This is a genomic window from Paucisalibacillus algeriensis (assembly GCF_000577245.1).
Classification (GTDB): domain Bacteria; phylum Bacillota; class Bacilli; order Bacillales; family Amphibacillaceae; genus Ornithinibacillus.
In genome coordinates this window covers 17942-38445 of record NZ_CBYO010000004.1, presented here as the reverse complement: position 1 = coordinate 38445, position 20504 = coordinate 17942, and the positions used below count along the sequence as shown (strand labels likewise).

Annotated in this window: 16 protein-coding genes; 9 read left to right on the top strand and 7 right to left on the bottom strand. The window is 37.5% G+C overall.

Annotation, left to right across the window (positions count from 1 at the left end; genetic code table 11):
• Positions 1-21 precede the first annotated feature (21 nt).
• Positions 22-1974 carry an aconitate hydratase gene (locus TY11_RS01745; protein WP_042142263.1) on the bottom strand — a complete coding sequence of 651 codons (1953 nt, stop codon included), beginning with the start codon at positions 1972-1974 and terminating at the stop codon, positions 22-24.
• Positions 1975-2120: 146 nt separating this feature from the next.
• On the opposite strand from TY11_RS01745, the gene TY11_RS01740 reads away from it, so the two are divergent.
• Positions 2121-2918 (top strand): TIGR00266 family protein, encoded by a 798-nt coding sequence (locus TY11_RS01740; protein ID WP_042142261.1) that lies wholly within the window; start codon positions 2121-2123, stop codon positions 2916-2918.
• Between the two features lie 53 nt (positions 2919-2971).
• On the opposite strand, the gene TY11_RS01735 is transcribed toward TY11_RS01740, so the two are convergent.
• The gene (locus tag TY11_RS01735; protein WP_042142259.1) at positions 2972-3835 is read right to left on the bottom strand and encodes a YitT family protein; all 864 of its coding nucleotides are present in this window, start codon (positions 3833-3835) and stop codon (positions 2972-2974) included.
• A 236-nt stretch (positions 3836-4071) separates the two neighbouring features.
• On the opposite strand from TY11_RS01735, the gene ltaS reads away from it, so the two are divergent.
• The 6 genes from ltaS (at position 4072) to TY11_RS01710 (ending at position 9982) form a co-directional block, all read left to right on the top strand.
• Complete coding sequence (ltaS, locus tag TY11_RS01730) at positions 4072-6066, top strand: lipoteichoic acid synthase (RefSeq protein ID WP_042142256.1); 1995 nt, start codon at positions 4072-4074, stop codon at positions 6064-6066.
• A 103-nt stretch (positions 6067-6169) separates the two neighbouring features.
• Positions 6170-6343, top strand: a complete 174-nt coding sequence (locus TY11_RS20000) for a YfhD family protein (RefSeq protein WP_081755793.1) — start codon at positions 6170-6172, stop codon at positions 6341-6343.
• Between the two features lie 164 nt (positions 6344-6507).
• Positions 6508-6948: a YueI family protein gene (locus tag TY11_RS01725; protein ID WP_042142254.1), complete on the top strand. Its 441-nt coding sequence runs from the start codon at positions 6508-6510 to the stop codon at positions 6946-6948.
• A 65-nt stretch (positions 6949-7013) separates the two neighbouring features.
• Positions 7014-7259 (top strand): hypothetical protein, encoded by a 246-nt coding sequence (locus tag TY11_RS01720; protein WP_042142252.1) that lies wholly within the window; start codon positions 7014-7016, stop codon positions 7257-7259.
• A gap of 90 nt (positions 7260-7349) precedes the next feature.
• Entirely contained in the window at positions 7350-7880 is a 531-nt protein-coding gene (locus TY11_RS01715; RefSeq protein ID WP_042142250.1) for a type 1 glutamine amidotransferase domain-containing protein, read from the top strand.
• Between the two features lie 122 nt (positions 7881-8002).
• A complete protein-coding gene (locus TY11_RS01710; RefSeq protein WP_081755792.1) occupies positions 8003-9982 on the top strand; it encodes an acetoacetate--CoA ligase in 1980 nt (659 codons plus the stop codon).
• A gap of 291 nt (positions 9983-10273) precedes the next feature.
• Here the strand turns inward: TY11_RS01710 and TY11_RS01705 are convergent, their stop codons facing one another.
• The 4 genes from TY11_RS01705 to TY11_RS01690 all read right to left on the bottom strand — a co-directional run bounded on the left by TY11_RS01705 (position 10274) and on the right by TY11_RS01690 (position 13685).
• A complete protein-coding gene (locus tag TY11_RS01705; protein WP_042142246.1) occupies positions 10274-11359 on the bottom strand; it encodes a DUF4097 family beta strand repeat-containing protein in 1086 nt (361 codons plus the stop codon).
• A 104-nt stretch (positions 11360-11463) separates the two neighbouring features.
• Positions 11464-11856 carry a thiol-disulfide oxidoreductase DCC family protein gene (locus TY11_RS01700; RefSeq protein ID WP_042142244.1) on the bottom strand — a complete coding sequence of 131 codons (393 nt, stop codon included), beginning with the start codon at positions 11854-11856 and terminating at the stop codon, positions 11464-11466.
• 60 nt (positions 11857-11916) lie between these two features.
• Positions 11917-13404, bottom strand: a complete 1488-nt coding sequence (gene panF, locus TY11_RS01695; protein WP_042142242.1) for a sodium/pantothenate symporter — start codon at positions 13402-13404, stop codon at positions 11917-11919.
• Entirely contained in the window at positions 13401-13685 is a 285-nt protein-coding gene (locus TY11_RS01690) for a YhdT family protein (protein ID WP_042142240.1), read from the bottom strand. Before TY11_RS01690 ends, panF begins: the two co-directional genes overlap by 4 nt.
• Positions 13686-13898: 213 nt before the next feature.
• Here TY11_RS01690 and TY11_RS01685 point away from each other — a divergent pair, with 213 nt between their 5' ends.
• Both TY11_RS01685 and TY11_RS01680 read left to right on the top strand, forming a co-directional pair.
• A complete protein-coding gene (locus TY11_RS01685) occupies positions 13899-14441 on the top strand; it encodes an RNA polymerase sigma factor (RefSeq protein ID WP_042142238.1) in 543 nt (180 codons plus the stop codon).
• Entirely contained in the window at positions 14407-16476 is a 2070-nt protein-coding gene (locus TY11_RS01680; protein ID WP_042142235.1) for an ankyrin repeat domain-containing protein, read from the top strand. The genes TY11_RS01685 and TY11_RS01680 overlap by 35 nt, the downstream gene beginning before the upstream one ends.
• Positions 16477-16677: 201 nt before the next feature.
• Here TY11_RS01680 and TY11_RS01675 read toward each other — a convergent pair whose 3' ends face one another.
• Complete coding sequence (locus TY11_RS01675) at positions 16678-20367, bottom strand: 5'-nucleotidase C-terminal domain-containing protein (RefSeq protein WP_042142233.1); 3690 nt, start codon at positions 20365-20367, stop codon at positions 16678-16680.
• Positions 20368-20504 lie beyond the last annotated feature (137 nt).

The following is a 20504-nucleotide window of genomic DNA, read 5'->3' as shown; positions in this document are numbered from 1 at the left end:
TTATATAATTCACTCCTTTACTTAGACAGATATATTACGATTTTTTACCCAATTAATAATGCCACCATTAAGCATAATTTCGATTTGACGTTTCGATAATGTATGGTTTACTTTAATTTCCAAGCCACTATCCTTTACCATTAAGCTAAATTCATTTCCTTGCTTTATTTTTTCTCGTAATCCGCTTCCAATTAGTACATCACCTTGTTCCAATATGTCATAATCGGACTCATTTACAAATGTTAAGGGTAATACACCAAAATTAACTAAATTCTGCCAATGTATCCTAGCAAAATCTTTCACTATTGCAACCCTTAGCCCCAAATATCTTGGCGCTAATGCTGCATGCTCACGACTTGAGCCTTGCCCATAATTAAATCCACCTACAATGGCATGCCCACCTTTACTAACTATTTCCTTTGCCCGCATGTAATATGTTTCATCTATAATCTCAAAGGTAAACTTACTGATTTCAGGTAAATTACTTCTATAAGGCAACACTCTTGCACCACCAGCAAGAATTTCATCCGTTGAAATGTTATCACCCATTTTTAATAGAATTGGAATTTCAATTGCATCTGGCATTTCATCCATATCTGGTATGGAAGCAATGTTTGGCCCTTTTTCCAATTCCACCTTTCTTGCCTCTTCAATTGGTAGAGGTGGATCCAATAGATTCACATCAATAGTCGGTTCCTTTGGATCCCTTACCTTTGGGTAGTCCATACCTAAAGTTCTAGGATCCGTAATTTCTCCTGTCAGAGCAGATACCGCAGCTGTCTCAGGACTACATAGGAAAACACTATCTTCTCTAGTACCAGATCTCCCAGGGAAGTTTCTTGGGGTAGTCCTAAGGCTATTACGTCCGGTCGCTGGAGCTTGCCCCATTCCAATACATCCGTTACACCCTGCCTGATGAAGACGTGCACCAGATTGTAAGAGACTAGCAATATGACTTTCCTTCACAAGGTCTGTTAGCATTTGCCTCGAGGTTGGATTAATATCAAAAGACACATCTTCTGCCACTTGTTTACCCTTTACAATTTCTGCTGCTATTGCAAAGTCGCGAAAACCAGGATTTGCTGAGGAACCTATATAGGATTGATAAATTGGTGTACCGGCAACTTCCCTTACCGACACAACATTTCCCGGACTAGATGGCTTTGCTATTAACGGTTCCAAATCCGACAAGTTTATTTCTTCCACTAAATCATAGGTAGCACCATCATCTGCTACTAACTCTATCCAATCATCAACTCGTCCTTGTTCCTGTAAGAAGCGTTTAATTTCTTTATCAGATGGAAAAACAGTTCCTGTTGCTCCTAGTTCTGCTCCCATATTTGCAATAACATGGCGATCCATCGCACTTAGTGAATCTAGTCCTGGACCATAATATTCAATTACCTTACCAACTCCCCCTTTTACATCATGCCTTCTTAATAACTCTAAAATGACGTCTTTAGCACTTACCCAATCAGGAAGTTTACCAGTAAGTTTTATTCCCCATATCTTTGGCATTTTGACATAAAATGGTTCGCCTGCAATCGCCAATGCTACATCAATCCCGCCTGCTCCCATTGCTAACATTCCCATACAGCCATTTGCACAGGTATGACTATCAGAACCTAATAAGGTTTTTCCTGGCTTTGCAAGACGTTGCATATGGACAGGATGACTTACCCCATTTCCTGGCCTTGAATAAAATAAGCCGAACCTCCTAGTGGCACTATGTAAAAAGAGATGATCATCTGGATTTTTACTATCTTCCTGAATTAAATTATGGTCAACATACTGAGCAGAAGCTTCCGTTTTTGCTCGGTCTAATTTCATTGCTTCAAGTTCTAGCATCACTAAGGTTCCGGTTGCATCTTGGGTAAGGGTTTGATCAATCCTTAATCCTATTTCGGTACCAGGGACCATTTCACCAGATACCAAATGATCTTGAATTAATTTCTGTGTAATATTCAAAGGCATCCTTCCTATTCCTCCTTTTTATGATTAATTCCTAAATAGTTTGCCGTGAATAGAGGAGAATTATTAATAAGACAATTAATTAAGTGAATCATTTGCTTCTTAAATTTCGTAGAATAGGTATCTTGAAATTTGAAAGGATGAAATCCATGAACAATCATGAAATTGATTACAAATTGTATGGTGATGACATGCAATTTGTAGAGGTTGAGTTGGACCCTCAAGAAACTGTTATAGCTGAGGCCGGTAGTTTAATGATGATGGATGACCAAGTTCAAATGGAAACCATCTTCGGGGATGGATCAAAGGGGAGTCAGAGTGGACTTATGGGAAAATTGCTTGGAGCAGGAAAGCGTGTTCTGACGGGTGAAAGTTTATTTATGACCACCTTTACTAACGTTGGTACAGGTAAAAAACACGTTTCCTTTGCATCCCCATATCCAGGAAAAATAATTCCCATGGACTTAAGTCAAATTAATGGTAAGTTGATTTGTCAAAAGGATGCTTTTCTTGCTGCTGCCAAGGGGGTTTCAGTAGGAATTGAATTTCAACGTAAGATTGGAACTGGCTTCTTTGGTGGTGAAGGCTTTATCATGCAAAAATTAGAAGGAAATGGGATGGCATTTGTCCACGCTGGAGGCACAATCCATCGAAGAGAGCTTCAAGCCGGTGAAACACTACGGGTTGATACTGGTTGTTTGGTTGCGATGACAGGTAGTGTCGAATACAACATAGAATTTGTTGGCGGTGTAAAAACGGCACTATTTGGTGGAGAAGGACTATTTTTTGCAACACTTAGAGGGCCAGGAACAGTATGGATTCAGTCCCTTCCATTTTCAAGACTCGCTAGTCGTATATTTGCTGCTGCTCCTCAAAGAGGAGGTTCTAAAGGTGAAGGCAGTATTGCAGGAGGATTGTTTGACCTATTAGGCGGAGATAGAAAATAACTAAAAAGCGGATATCTCATAAGAAAATAACCCCTTATGAAATATCCACTTTTTTATAGTTTCTGTCCATAATACTTATCCAATGTGAAACCTCGCCCCAAAATTTCTGATGCATTCAGGAAAATTACAAAGGACTCTGGAATTTCTTGTTGAAGCATTCCTTTAAGTTTTACTGCCTCTTGCTGATCGGCAACACAAAAGATAAGTGTTTTATCCTTATTAGAATACCCCCCAACTGACCTTACCTTTGTTAAACCCCGGTCAATCCCAGTTCGGATTAGCTCTTGTACTTTCTGTTCATCTTCAGTAATGATTACAATTAGCTTAGAAGCAGAAGTTCTAAGTTGAACGAAATCAATTGTTTTACTAGAAATATAAATAGCCATAAGTGCAAAAAGGGTTAGTTCAAAGCTAAATACAAAGATAGAAGATATAACAACTACACCATCTACAATTAATTGTGTGTATCCACTAGATTTACCTGTATACTTCTTCAATATCTGTGCAATGGATGCAGTTCCCCCAGTAGAACCTTTCCCAGTATAAACGATTCCAAGTCCAACCCCTAAAACAATTCCACCGTAAAGCCCCCCTAAAAAGGGATTGGTAACCGTAATAGGTATATTAGAAGTTAGACCAATCATAAACGGTACCCAAAATGTTCCGACTAATGTTTTTCCGCCAAAGTTTTTCCCTAATACTAACCAGCCAATAAAAAATATAGGGATATTAATAACAAGTTGGGTTGCAGCGGGACTGAACCCGAATAATTCATATAAAACCGTACTTACTCCCGAGATGCCTCCTGCGGCAAGTTTTGACGGTAGTAAAAATACGTTATAAGATAACGCGACTAATGTAGCACCAAAAATAACTAGTAAATATTCTTTCATAAGTATTCTACGTTGTAGTTTCATTTTAATGTTCCTTTCTATGAGGACAAGCACATAATATTCTATCATAGCTTTCTAGTTAATTGAATACACATAGACTTATGTAAATAGGGCAAAATAAGCAACACGCCCAAACTTTCCCAATAGAAAAAAATGGTAATTCACTTGATTCATAGAGTCATTTGCGTTAAAATCATATCTTGACGACTTTCCTACAGAAAGTATCATGACGAAAGAGTTAAAAAGATGGGGTGAATATGATGAAAAAAGTCTTCACATCAAAGATGTCCTTCTTTTTTGTAGCTGTAATGTTACTCTGGTTAAAATCGTATTTGATTTACGTAAATGAATTTAATTTAGATATAAAAAATGGAGTGCAAGGATTTTTACTTTTCTTTAATCCATTAAGCTCTGCCTTAGTATTCCTAGGATTTGCATTATTTGCAAAAGGAAGACGTGCAGGAATATGGATAATTATCATTGATGCTTTAATGAGTTTTCTACTATATGCAAATGTCGTATACTACCGTTTCAATAATGACTACATCACACTTCCTACATTAACCCAAACAGACAACTTTGGAAGTCTTGGAAGTAGTATTGCTAGTCTTATGAATTGGACAGACATAGTTTATGCGCTTGATGTTGTAATCCTTATTGCCTTATTTATATGGCTAAAAAAAGGTTGGTCAACAGAAAGAATAAGCCGTAAAAAGCCTATTTTAGTACTCATTATTGGTCTTATTGCATTTTCAATAAATCTAGGTTTAGCTGAGGCTGACCGACCAGAGCTACTAAAAAGGACATTTGATCGTAATTATATTGTGAAGTATTTAGGAATTTATAACTTTACACTTTATGATGCTGTACAAAATATTAAATCATCATCACAACGTGTATTAGCGGATAGTGATGATATTACAGAAGTTGAAAACTATACAAAAAATAAATATGCAGAACCGAATCCAGAATTATTCGGAGTAGCAGAAGGTAAAAACATTATTAAGATTCACTTAGAGTCATTCCAAACATTTTTAATTAACTATGAGTTACATGGAGAAGAGGTTACACCTTTCCTAAACTCATTAGTGAATGATCCTGAACAAGACTTTACGTATTTTGATAATATCTTTCACCAAACAGAGCAGGGTAAAACTGCTGATGCCGAGCTTATTACGGATAACTCTGTATATGGGTTACCTCAAGGGTCCGCATTTGTTACAAGAGGAACAAACACGTACCAATCGCTACCAGCTATAATTAATCAGCAACAAGGGTATACCTCTGCTAACTTCCATGGTGATTATAAATCATTTTGGAACAGAGATGAGATTTACAAGCAGTTTGGTATTGATGTGTATTTTGATGCAAGTTATTATGATATGAGTGAAGAAAATGTCATTAACTATGGGCTATTGGATAAACCTTTCTTCGAGGAATCCATACCAATGCTCGAGTCTTTAGACAAACCATTTTATGCTCATATGATGACTTTAACACACCACCATCCTTATATTGTGCCAGAAGAATTAGCAACTATTGATCCAGCTGAAACTGGTGATAAGTCTGTTGACACGTATTTCCAAACAGCACGATATCTAGATGAAGCTTTAGAACAATTTTTCAATGACTTAAAAGAATCCGGTCAATATGAGGATTCTGTAATATTTCTTTATGGTGATCACTATGGTATTTCTAAAAACCATAATCGTGCCATGGGAGAAATAATCGGTGAGGAAATTACACCATTTAAAAACGCACAATTACAACGAGTTCCATTATTATTTAAGATTCCTGGAGTTGAAGGCATGGGGACAGTCCATACGTATGGCGGACTGATTGATGTAGCGCCTACTATACTACACTTATTAGGAATTGATGCACAAGATTATATCCTTTTTGGAACAGACTTATTCTCTGATCATCATAAAGAATTTGTTCCATTCCGAAATGGTGATTTCATCACTCCAGAATATAGTGCAGTGTCTGGGACTTTCTATGATAATAAAACTGGTGAAGAAATAAAACCTACAGAAGAAATGCTTAAAATGAAGGAAGAGGTTCTTCGTGAACTTGAGCTTTCAGATAAACTGTTAAATGGAGATTTATTACGTTTTTATACTCCAAACGAAGATTGGACACCTGTTGATCCGAGTCAATACCGTTATGGAAATGAAACAGGCGTTGTACCTTACCAATTAGAAACAGAACCTGAACAGCCAGTGGACTCTAGAGAACCATATATCATAAAATAAAAATGCGAGTAATCTTAAGGAAAAATTTCCTTTTGATTACTCGTTTTTATTTTGCCGTCTAGCTCATACTAATGATTGAATACTCCAGAAAGAGGTGAGAGTTATGGGACGTGGTGACCATAATAGAGCAACTGGTAAAAACTTTTTTGCTCAGACCCCTAAGAATCAACTATCCGATGGAATTGATGTAGAGTATTCCGAAGAATTTGCAGACCACGATGATAAAGTAGCTCAAGAAAGAGCTAAAGCTGCAGAAAGACGCATTAGAAATCAATAATTGTATAGGTGGCCCTAGTGGCCACCTATACTTATATGAAGTTCATACTTACCGACACCTTCTTATATTTCCCTAATTCTTTAAATAATCCTTTTTTTTGCACCTAGAAGCGTATCTCCTTTACAATAGGTAATAATAAATGGATAAAGCGAGGTATCCAAAAAATGAGTAAGAAGAGTGTAGAAGATTATCTTACAGAAGGTATATATGGAACCCGATTACCGAAGCAAAAGGAACGAGATTATTTTCTTGGAACACTTCGGGAACGTATTGTCATTGCCTTAACAATTGGTCAAGTAATGACTGATAAGGGCTTACAAAAACTTGAAGATAATATGAAACAACATAAAGACGCAAAACTACTCTTCAATGGTAAAATTGCCTCTAGGTTTCTCAAAGCAGAGAAGGAATTAGCAACCAAACATCATATTCCTTATACAGTGGTTACTAACGAAGAAGTCGAAACTGATATTGGGGCTGTACTTGCCTATGACCATGCGATTGATACAGAGAATATTTTCTATGAAGAAGAAGTTGAGCAAGAACAATCACAAGAAGAAGAGAAGAAAGACGGTATTCTTAATAAGCTTAAACGCCTATTTTAAAGCAGAACCACCCTATAGTATAAAAACCACCATTGGTTTCATACTATTAATGGAGGTGTGTAAGAATGGCGCAAAAATACCGTTGCCCAAATTGCAAGACAAACCGTTCACGCTTCAACATCATTGAGCAAGTCGCAAAACCGGTAAAGTTAGATCCGCAAACCGGAGATATCATGAATGAATATGAAAATAGCCAGGTAGAGCCATTTCATACCTTATATAATGGTCCAAAATATCGAATCCAATGTGGTTCTTGTGGACTTGTTGAGGATGAAAATACATTTATTAAGTTTGGAGAACGTCCTATATAAGCCACAGATATCTGTGGTTTTTTATTTTAACGTCATAATGAACCTGTTAACGTACTTTTTCTGGTACAATTATGTATGGAGGTGTTATTTTTGAGATTACAAGATAAAAAGATTATCGCTCTTGTTGAGCATGACTTCGAAGACCTAGAGCTTTGGTATCCTATATTACGTTTGCAAGAAGAAGGAGCAACTGTACACCTCGTAGGAAATGAAGCCAACAAAATATATAATGGTAAATATGGTGTTCCAGCAGAATCAGATTACGCATTCTCCGAAATTAATAGTGAAGAATATGATGCCATTCTTGTTCCAGGTGGGTGGGCTCCTGATAAATTAAGACGCTATCCTGAAGTAATACAAATGATAAAAGACATGGATGCGGCCAAAAAGCCAATTGGGCAAATTTGTCATGCTGGTTGGGTGCTAATTTCAGCGAGAATCCTACAGGGCAAAAAGGTAACAAGTACACCTGGTATCAAAGACGACATGACAAACGCTGGCGCAGCATGGTATGATGAACCTGTTGTTGTTGACGGACATATTATCTCTAGCCGTCGCCCACCTGATTTACCACCTTATGTCAAAACCTTTGCTAATAAACTTGCGGAAAGTAACCGATAATCGTACCCATTATTCGTAGTAATGGGTTTTTCTATGTTTCTACGTACTTGTCCATTCTTTACACATAGAAACCGTTTTCATATAATACAATTAATGATGATGAATTTATGGGGAGGAGTTTCATGAAACCTATAGAAGAAGGCACCTTACTTTGGACGCCAAATCAAGATCGTTTTAACCATTCAAATATCCTAACATATATGAACTGGCTTGAAGATAAAAAGGGACTTTCCTTTAAAGACTATTCATCACTATGGGAATGGTCCGTAAAAAATATTGAGCACTTTTGGGAAACTATTTGGGAGTACTTTGATATTCAATCACCTACACCCTACCAAAATGTACTCTCTTCCCATACAATGCCCGGAGCTAAATGGTTTGATGGGGCACAGATTAATTACGTAGAGCATGTTTTCCGCAACTACAAAAAAGACAAAACTGCTATTATTCATACATCAGAAATCCGAACGGCCAATCAAGAGGTAACATGGGAAAAACTCTATCTAGATACTGCAGCACTGCAAAAAACTTTAAAAAGCCTAGGTGTCACTAAAGGAGACCGAGTTGTTGCATATATCCCAAATATTTATGAATCTATCGTTGCTTTATTTGCAACAGCTAGCTTAGGTGCTATTTGGTCTAGCGCTTCCCCCGATTTCGGAATGCAAAGTGTCATTGACCGCTTTAAACAAATTGAGCCAAAAGTGATGATAACTGTTGACGGATATCGTTACGGTGGTAAGGAGTTCAATCGAACGGAAGTCGTGAAAGAAATTCAGTCCGAGTTAGCTTCTTTGGAAGCAACGATTGCTATCCCGTACCTAAATCCAGATGAACAATTCCATAACCTTAAATCAGTGCGTTTATGGGAAGATGTTGTAAATCATACAAATGAAGAATTAACATTCGTACCTGTCGATTTTATTGACCCATTATGGATATTGTTTTCTTCAGGAACCACTGGAAAACCAAAACCGATTGTCCATAGTCAAGGTGGTATGTTAGTTGAACATCTGAAAGCACTAACCTTTCATACAGACTTGCATGAAGATGACCGCTTTTTCTGGTTTACAACAACCGGTTGGATGATGTGGAATTATTTAGTTGGTGGATTACTTACTGGTAGCAGTATTATTCTTTATGATGGTAATCCTGTTTTTCCGGATAAAAGAATGCTTTGGAAGTTTGCCCAAGATACAAAAATGACTGTTTTCGGTACATCTGCAAGTTATATAACATCATGTATGAAGGATGATTTTTCACCAGGTGAAGAATTCGACTTGAGCCACTTACAAACTATCAGTTCAACAGGTTCACCACTTCCTCCAGAGGGATTCAGTTGGTGTTATGACCATGTGAAAGAGGATCTTTCTATCGCATCCATTAGTGGTGGAACCGATGTTTGTACTGCATTTATCCTAGGTGTTCCAATCTTGCCTGTATATGCTGGAGAGTTGCAGTGTCGAGGTCTAGGCGTCAAGATTGAGAGCTTTGATGAGGATGGTCATGCACATATGAATGAAGTTGGAGAACTAGTTATTACCGAGCCATTCCCAGCAATGCCCATTTTCTTCTGGAATGATGAGGGTGGTAGCCGAATGCGCGATAGTTACTTTGATATGTATCCCGGTATATGGCGACACGGGGACTACATCAAAATCACAGATCGCGGAACCTGTGTCATCTATGGTCGATCTGATGCGACGATTAATCGTGGTGGAATTCGGATTGGTACGAGTGAAATCTATCGAGCAGTTGATCAAGTTAAAGAAATTGCTGATAGTTTAATAGTTGATATTCCACTTGAGAATGGTGATTCATTTGTACCACTGTTTGTATTGATGAAGGATGACCAAGAATTAACGGATGACATTATTGTAGCGGTTAAGCAACAAATTAGAACACAATGCTCACCAAGACATGTACCAACAGAAGTTATACAAGTTTCAGATCTTCCAAAGACATTAAACGGAAAGAAACTTGAGATTCCAGTTAAAAAGATTTTAATGGGACAGCCTTTAGAGAAAGTAGCAAATAAAGGTTCGTTGAGTAATCCAGAATCACTAGTTTATTTTCAAAAGTTTTATAAAGAGAAGCTTTAAGGTTAATTTAGCATCTTGGGATGATGAGATATCTTGTCATCCTGTTACTTTTGTAATTTTATATAGAAAACGCGTTGAGAGACCTTGTCATCGTGTTTTTTCTGGTATTCTTATACAAAATGTGATGAGAACCCTATCATCGTGTTTTTTTTCTGGTATTTCTTCTACAAAACGTGATGAGAGCTCCTTTCACCATGTTTTCTCTAATTATTGCTTCTCAAAAACATGATGATGACATTATGCAGCGCGAAAAAAACAGAAGAGAACTTTTCCTTCCCTTCCGTCTGAAATTTAACCGATTATTTTATTACCTTTCCCCTGCTTAATTAATGAGGATCTAGCTGTATGCAAAACGACTCTTCCTGATCCCGTGCGAAGACGGATTAAATTATCACCATCTCCAGCCTTTCCAAGTAGATAATGTTTTTCCCTTTCTTCAACACGCATGGGCAGATTGGTTATAATACCACCTGAGCCTGTTTTAATATCAAAAATAGTGTTTAATTCAAACTCCTGAAACTCCACATGTATATTGCCACTTCCTGCTTTCAAGTCTACGCCTGAATTCTCAGAAACTGAAATATTGATATTCCCTGAGTTTGCATTCCCTTTAATGGACCCACGAAAATCTCTTATATTTATTTTTCCTGAACCAACATTTGCAATGGTTGTTTTCGCCCAAAAATTCTCAGCTTCCACTTTACCCGAATTTGCTCTCACTGTGGCACTTTTCATATAAACTTCTTTTAATACAACTTTCCCTGAGCCGGCTTTCACCTCTAATTCTTCACCTTTAACCCCCGATAATAGCACACTTCCGGATCCAACTTGACCACTAATATCACCATAAGCAGAATGAATATCCAAAACACCAGAGTTAGCGTAGAACTTTAATTTACCCATCTTTAATTCTTTAAGAATTATTTTTCCAGATGTTGTTGTTACATTCATCTTTTCAGAAGTTAAGTTTGACATGTTAATTTTTCCGGATGTTGCATTCATTCGAAATGATGTAGCTACTAGATTAGACGCATTAATTACGCCAGAAGTAGTCGTAACGTCCCAATTGTTAGCAAGATCTACAGGAACAAATATTTTTAGATAGCATTTTGGTATATCCCCAAAGATAAAAGTTGGACCTTTACGTTCCTTTTTAGAAATAATGGTTAAGTCATTGTCTGTTTCCGTTATTTCTAATCCTGGACCACCTTCATAGGATACAAACTTAATATCAACTTTAGGTAGATCATGAACAATTACCTCTACATCTGCAATATCAACGGATATAATTAAATCATTTACTTTTTGTATATCAAAAGACTTCTCATGTTTTACCGTGTTTCTCGAGACTCCAAATAAGCTTTTCATTAGACCCATCCATACCTCTCCCATCCGCATTACTTTATTTTAGTTTATTAAGTTCCGCTTCTTCTTACAACATACTCATGAATGAGATGAACTCCGTCTAAAGTCTGAAATGCTTAATCCAAGAATCTTTTACGTTGCTCTGGGGATGGGATCATGCAAGCATCCCTTTTGCCAAACCACCTGTATCTATTGCGTGCAAATATCCCATACACAACATCTCGAAGTGGTCGAGGTACAATAATAAACATATATAAAAGCTTCCATACCCCTTTAAGGTTTCTACATACCTTTAATGCTGCGGTTGATTTAAAGTATACCTTTTCATTCTCTATATAAATGAAACTATCTAACTCAACTGGTACTTCATGATCCTTTAATAACTTTTGCCCAACATCACTCTGAAGTGAAGTGAACTGGTATATTCCTTTAGGATCTCTTTTGATAATAAATTGGACACTTGAATTGCAGAAGTTACATACACCGTCAAATAGAATAACTCTTGTCATACTTTCCTCCCCTTAATCAATATGAATATACGAAAAGCGCCCATGAATGAGCGCATTTCGTTAAAATGTTGGATTTAGTTCATTAGGAATAGTTTTTTTCGTCAATAGGCTAACAAGGACATATGCAAAAAATGAGGCAACTACAGGTACAACTACTGCATGCATCCCAAATGGTTTAAAGAAAGCATCCATAGTTGTGGAATCGATTGATAATAGTTTTGGTAATAAGTCAGATAAGGTATATAATCCAACTCCTACTATGATCGATGCAATTGCACCGTATTTGTTTCCATTTCTCCAGTATAATCCAAGAACTACCGGCCAAATAAAAGCAGCTTCCAGCCCCCCAAAGGCAAAAAGATTTAACCAAATAATTAAGTCAGGCGGATTAAGTGCCATGATAAAAATAATAACCCCTAAAACACCTGTAACACCAATACTCATCCTTTTAACAGTCGTATGAGATGCATCTGGTTTAATATAGTTTATATAAACATCCTTAATAATTGTCGAGCTCACTAAAATTAACAAGGAATCCACTGTAGACATAATCGCCGCCATAGGTGCTGCCAGTACAATACCAGCTAACCAAGCAGGCATCGTTTCTAACGCAATTAACGGCATAACTTTATCACCGATTTCAATTCCCGGTAAAATCGGTCTAGCAAATACTCCAATTAAATGCATATTTAACATGATAAACCCAACTACAATAGTCCCAATAATTAATGCTCGGTGCATAGACTTCGCATTTTTATAGGACATAGCACGTACGGCAATTTGTGGTAAGGCAACAACCCCTACTCCAACTAGAATCCAGAATGAGGAAACATAGGTAGGAGTTAATGTTCCCTCTGCACCAAATGGTGAAATAAGGTTCGGATTTTCTGCATGTAAATCAGCAATGATATTCGATATACCACCGCCAGCAATGATAGTCGCAATTAGTAAGATTAATGTACCAACAAACATCATCGTTCCTTGTACTGCATCTGTCAACGCAACAGCACGGAAACCGCCAATAGTTACATAGACTAATACAGATACAGCAAAAATGAATAATGCTGTTGTATAGGACATTCCTGTTAGGGATTCAATAAGTCTCGCTCCACCAATCCACTGTGCTGCCATTGCGGAAAATAAGAAAACGATTATACTTATTGCAGAAAGGATGACAACAACTGGCGATTTGTAACGTTCTTTTAAGAAATCTACCATCGTAATTGCTTTGTATCTTCGTGTAACTATGGCAAACTTCTTCCCTAACACCATTAGGACAAAATAACCTGTAGCAACCTGCGACATGGCAAGAAGCACCCATCCAAGTCCTTGTGTATATGCAGTCCCTGGTCCACCAATAAAACTACTCGCACTCCCATATGTAGCAGTCATTGTCATGGCTAACACAAATCCACCAAGACTACGATCACCTAAAAAGTATTCATCCAAAAATGATTTAGAGGATTGCACAAATTTACTAGCGTATAACCCAACTAAAAAGATTATAATTAAGAAAATAAATAATGGAATAATTGCTGCCCAATTCATCTTTCAACCTCCCCTTCTTCATCTTCATCATCGAAGGGAATTTCAACAAAGAATGCTTTAACCACAATGATCACTAAGACCACCATGACAATAAAGCCTAAAACACAACTATAAAAGAACCAGTCTGGCAACCCAAATATTAAGCGGTATTCGTCTGGGTCTTTACTACCTAGTCCATAGGCAAAACCATACCACCATATGAAATTAATAATGACTAGTCCTACACCAATTAAAGCTTCACGATTTGCGATTTTATTTACATTATGTTTCTTATTTTGCAAGGTAGAACCCCCTTGTTCTTATGTACAAGTTCTCTTTCTACTATATAGTAATGATTTATAAATTGAAATAGCATGGACCTATATAGACCACACAGTACCATTTTAAAATAATATAACCAACCTTAACAACGCCTATTTTTAAAATATCTGAATAAAATGCAATTTATTTACATAATCTTCGTCTAATTTAATGAAAACCAGGAGGTGAGTATTGTGTCGCATAATGAAATTATAGCAGATTGGTTTGACCTGTATGGTAATGATGTTTATCATTTTTTGATATATAGAGTCGGGCCTGCCGACGCAGAAGACTTACTGCAGGAAGTCTTCATTAAAGCATTAAAAGGTTTTAACGGCTTTAAAGAAAATTCATCACCAAAAACTTGGCTATTTAGTATTGCGCGCAACTTAGCCATTGATGAATCAAGAAAGAAGAAAACAAAGAAATGGGCAGATACTGTTCCATTCGACACAACAAATGAACCAAAGACAGATACATCCCCTGAAACTATCCTGGACCTAAATGAAAGTACTAAATCTATTTATCAATGTATTCAACTGCTAAAACCAAATTATCAAGATGTCATCATACTACGGGGTTTAAAGGAGCTTTCTGTCCAAGAAACGGCAAGTATTCTGAAATGGAGTGAAAGTAAAGTAAAGTCGACACATCATCGTGCAAAAATAGCTTTACATGAAGAATTAAGGAGGTGTTTCTCTCATGAAGAGACAAAGTCACCTAGAGCAATTAGATGATCGCTTACGCATGATGCCAAAACCTAATATAAGTAAAAGTAAAGAATTACAGATTAAACGAACCATTATGAACACGAGAACTACTAGAACCACACCAAAGAAGAAGCGAAGTTTTAAAGGCATCGCCACTACGTTTGCAGCTTTAGCTGCTGCATTCTTATTTGCCATATTGATATATGGAAATCTCGGACAGAACCCACAAACCACCAGTATTTCCTTTACTGAAATTGTAAAGGGCGATGTTGCAAAGATAAATGGAGTATCAGGTGATCTGCGTTCCTTTACTTCCGAGGAGCAAGAAGTCATCGATTTATTTAATGAAACAGTCGGTAAAGTAGAGTTAACCGAGTCTGAAAAGACTAGCTCATATCGGGATAGAATCGAGCTATATAACGCAGATGGTAAGCTCATTGAGGTACTGGAGTTTGCAAAGACGGATCTTGTTCTTATCAAAGAACAGTGGTATGAATTTGATTCCTCTAAATGGCATGAATTTCGATCTACCTTCTTTAACGATAAGTATTTAGTTGTAAAAGAAGAGGATGAAGAAAAACCAGAAGAACAACCGGAAGAAACGGAGAATGTCCAAGAGCAAATGAACAGTGAATTGGCTAAAGCTCCAAGTGAACGTAATTGGGATAACATATATGCATATGTTCGAGATGGAGCAAATCCAGATAGGGCACTACTCATAGCAGCCAAAGAAAACATGGAATCAATTGTTTCGGAGTTACTAAAGCTTGGTGCAAATCCAGATGCAATAGATGGATATAAGGATACACCACTTACACTTACAACAAGTACAGCTGTTGCTGGATTACTGTTAGAAAATGGCGCAGATATCGAACATCGCAATGCACGTGACTATAATGCTCTGGTTAAAGCCGTTTATGGTCATCAAACGGAAATGGTTAAACTTTTACTACAATCTGGAGCAAATCCAAATACAACTGTAACAACTTCTAGTGACGTCACGGTTCTATGGATGGTCGGAAAATATAATTTTATGCCAATTGGCGATTTGCTCATTCAACATGGCGCAACATTAGTAGAAGGGTATGATTTAGAGTCTTGGATGGCTTCTGAGGTACCGTTTTTAGAGGATATGCTTGATGAAAACTTTTTATCCTATGCAGCTATTGGTAGACTACCCAATATCCTAACCGTTCAGTTACCAGCTGATCCCTCTGTATTTGAAAATCAATATGGTGAAAAATTTGAGTCATTTGAAATAGATGGTGGAACTGCGGATGTTTACGGTGATCATATCTTTATACAACTTGACGAACAAGATATGTATACAGCTTATCGCCTTGAATTAAACCCAGGGGATATTGTGACTGTTGCTGATGTTGAAAATATATTAGGTGCACCAAGTTCTACTTTTATGAATGAAACTAATGATAGAAGAATCATGTCCTATATGATGGAACACTATGAATTACGTTTTATACATGACGGTCAAGTTAACTATCCTAAAGAAGAAACAAATATCCTAGCATTTGAGCTTCATTACAAATATCCTGGAGTGATGGATCCTGCCGAAAAAGTATTTAGTCTTTTAGCAAATAGAAATATGAGTGAACTTGCAGGATATGTTCACCCTGAAAAAGGAGTGTTATTTGCACCATTTTTACAATTAACAACTACACCAATGACTGACCAACACGAACCAGTAACTTTCCAAGCGGATGATATTCCAGGATTATTACAAGATGAAACAAGTTATAGGTGGGGAGATCATAGTGCAAGCGGATTACCGATAGAGATGACGCCATCGGAATACTTTGATAGCTATGTATATGCCGAAAAGGTCCCGGATGCCACCTACGTGAACCAACAGATTCTTAGAGAACCAGAGTTCTTTACCGAGAATGTCCGAGGTATCTTCCCTAATGCTCATATGGTACAGTATTCCTTCTTCGAAACGGTGGAAGGTAATGACCTAAGTGGGATGCAGTTAACACTTATATTTGAAAAATATAATGAGGAATGGAAGCTTGTGGGAATATTGCATGATGCTTGGACTCCTTAATGAATGGAACAGGAAAGCTGTGGTGGCTTTCCCTGTCTATTTTGTTTAGAGTTGGGAACTTCGCGAGAATGGGATCTTGATTTGGTGGTTCGGGTGCATGCTTAGCGAGAGCGGGCGCGTGCTTTAATAGTTCGGGCCCTTCTTTCTCAAGCAAATAAATATAGGGTACCTCCCTTCCTCAGGGGAGATACCCTATCATTCTTAATCCTCTAAACTAACCTTTAAAATCCTGTCTCTTACCTCAACCATAACAAATGTTTTAGATGTAGTTCCATTCGTTACCACTAGTGTTACATTTTTTTCTTTCAATATTTCAACTTGCTTTTTATTCAACAATAGACTTCTTGGTTTACTTCTATTATAAATATTGATCAGAGCATGAGCACCATATTCAAGAGCCTCTAAATCCTTTGTATGAACAGTCGCTGTTCCATTATTTTGCTTAACAGGAACTTCAACAATTTCAGGTTCTTCAGGCTCCTCACCCGGAATTTCATCTGTTGTGGCAATTCTTCCTTCTGGTCCATATACAATTGGATTTTCTTCGGAACTATTTAAGCTCTTAACAAATTCCACCATCGCATCGACATCTACAGGACCCATTTCTGGGTTATGACCAAGATCCTTAATTGGACCCTCAGAGGTCCCCATGTAGTTATTTACAGTTAGGGTATATACACCATCCATATCAATAGGTGACCCATCTGAAAGTGTGATATCTACAACCTGTTGTAATTCTGGATTGAATGTATAATGGAATCCGGCAATACTGTAATCTGAACCGTATTGAGATAATTGCTCATTTAAGATTGGGTAAAGATCTGCACCGGTTATTTCAACCGTCATTAACGTATTCCCGAATGGTAAGATATTGTAAAGCTCACCCCAAGTGATCGGACCAGCAAGTAATACGTCACGGATTCCTCCACCATTTTGCATCGCAAAGTCACTACCCATTGTCCATTTCATACCATCTGCAATAAGGTTTCCAAGACCGTGGTCGCTGTCATTTGTGTAGCTACCAGTTAAGTCTTGTGCGTTATATCCAACCTCTTCATTAATAATTGGTGCAATGGCTTCAGCATAGAATGCTAATGTTTCAGCTACTACTGGGTCTGGCGTGTAGTCACTCTGTTTAACAAATACAACTTCTGCCTCTTTAGCAATAATATCACCAGTTGTACGGTCAATTTGTACATCTACATCTGCAAAAGCTTTTCCATATTCATTTGCTTGAACTATTAACTTATTATCCACTACCGCATTATTTACAGCATGGTTATGTGCTGCAAAAATAATATCTACTTCATCATCTATTGTATTAGCTAAATCAGCCGCAGCACCTGTTGCACTTTTTCCGGATTGGTATGCTGGCATATGTGCGAGGACAACAATGGATTTTACCCCTTGTGCCTTTAATTCCGTAACTGCATCATTGACTGCTTCCGCTTCATCAGTAAATGCTACACCTTCTAAAGAAGCAGGCATTACCATATTCACAGTTTCTACTGTGTTTACTCCCACAAAACCAATCTCAACACCATCAACTTCTGCAATATAGTAAGGATCTAAGAATGTTTCACCCGTATCCTCGTGAACACAGTTTGCACAAAGTACTGGGAAATTCATGCCATCATAGCCTTCTGTCCCCTTACCTTCTAGATGCTCTCCACCATTTACCATACGAAGTAGTTCATCCAGTCCTTCATCAAATTCATGGTTCCCAACTGTACCAACATCAAATCCTATTTCTTCCATAATTTCAACTGTTGGCTCATCCTGTAAAAGTCCGGAGACCGGAGAACTTCCACCAATCATATCACCTGCATGTACGATTAGCGTATTCGGATTTTGTGCCTCACGTTCTTTAATCGCTGTAGCAGTATAATCCATACGACCATACATATCAGAAGTACCATCACCATCAGGATCAATCATATACTCTTGATCAATTTTTCCATGTAGATCATTCATGCTTAATAATTGTACTTCTAAAATATTCGGATCTATGCTACCAAATGGTACAAAGCCATAAGATTCAGCTTCTTCAGGACTAGTGAAGAAGATACGTTTATCAACTGGAACGGTCTCCCAATCTTGTGGTACAACATATTCCATTGTGTCGGAGTTTCCAACATATCGTAATAAACCTTTTTTATCATCAAAAGCACGGAACACAAACGGAAGCTCGAGTAGAGGATTTTCTGGATTCCAAATTCCTAATCCAGCCGCTTTTGCCTCTCTAACAGCGTCTTGATAAACTGGATAAGCCTCTTCATCAATTGGTGCAAGGAAATAAGTAGAGGCATAACCTTGAGCAACCATTTCTAGATTAATATTTAAGTTATCATCCTTACGAATAACTTCAGCTAAAATACGTCCATAATCATCTGTAGGCTCTTCGCCGATTTTTAATAAGATTTCATCACCTGGCTGAATTAATTCAGTGATATAAGATTTTGCTAGTTCACCATAGTACTTTTGGTTTTGATTAATTTCAGCACGAGCTGGATCATTATTATGTGCATTATATGTTTCCGCAGTGTCCATATTTAAGAAACGTACTCTTGTTTCACCAAATACCGGAGTTACAATACGGATAGTATCCCCATCTGTAATGCTTGCAACAGTAGTTTCATAGTATCCTGCTGCAGATGGAGGATCTGGTTGTTCAGCAGCCAAACGGATATCCGCTTGCTCTGTTGGAATTAATTGATAGTCATTATACTGGCTAACTATAGCTGTAATGTCATACCACTTATTTGATTCTACTTGTGAAATATCTAAAGCATTTTCCATAACACGTAAAGTTGTTCCATTGAAATCCGCATCAACTAGGGAGACATTATATCCTCCACCTGCAGGGCTCGCAGGAATATTATTAATAAACGCATTAACTTGGACTAATTGTCCTTCAAGAGATTCTGCAATAGCAGGATTAGTTAAGTCTTCTAATGTAATTATTTGTGCTTCAGGTAAAGGTTGATCTTGTGCTATTACTTCAATAGATGCTGGAATAATTTCCTTCAATCCATTATAGGAATCTAGCTCTCCAACAACTTGCACCTTGTCTCCTTTAGATAAGCTTGGCAAGTCCCCTTTTTGATAGGCAAATAGATTAATACCAGCAGACTCATCCTGAATATACGTAGTAAACTGACCTACATTACTAATAGCAGTACTGTCAGCAGTTACAACACCTTCCACTGTCACGACCGTACCATCTGCTAAATTACGAATATCAACAATCGGAGAAACCTCTCCGGGTTCTACTGGATCTTCAGGGTCACCTGGTTCACCCGGATTTACACCATCCATTTCATGGTATCCTAAGTATGTAAAATTATCTTTGCCTTGATTAACCCATTGTGATTCATTGTAAACGTTACTTGGAGCTATTACAGAGGAATCCCTTACTAAGGTCTTATCCGTACCAAAGTTTGGTCTCTCTCCAATTGTTCCGAGTACATCTAGTAAGCCACCATTGCTCTTTAACGCAACCGCATCATCACCATTAAAGTTTATAACGGCATTGTTCGTTACATCAGCAACGTTTAGAATCGCTTCACTAGCACTTGCATGTGCCAATACGAAAACATCACCATGTTCTAGTACACCTGATAATGTTACTGTTTGACTCGGTGAATAAGCACCATTGCTATACAACTCTAGTGTATAGTTTGATAGATTAACCGCTTCTCCAGTACCGTTATAAATCTCAATTGCTTTGTTAAATGAACTACCTTCTACATATTCCGAGATAAATAAATCGTCGGCAAGTGTTTCATCATTACTAGTTGCTGTTCCCGCAAATACATACGGTGTATTGGCGAAAATTAGCGCAAAAATAAGAAATAGGTTGAACAACTTTCTAATCGATGCTTTTTTCATTTTTACCCTCCACTTTTTCATAGAATCGTAGACCAAAAATTGCATCTTACATATCATTAATAGCACAATAAACTTTCTGATTCCATGTAGTTTTTGTAAAGTTGGAAGTTTTCACTACCATTTCCCTATGAATTTTC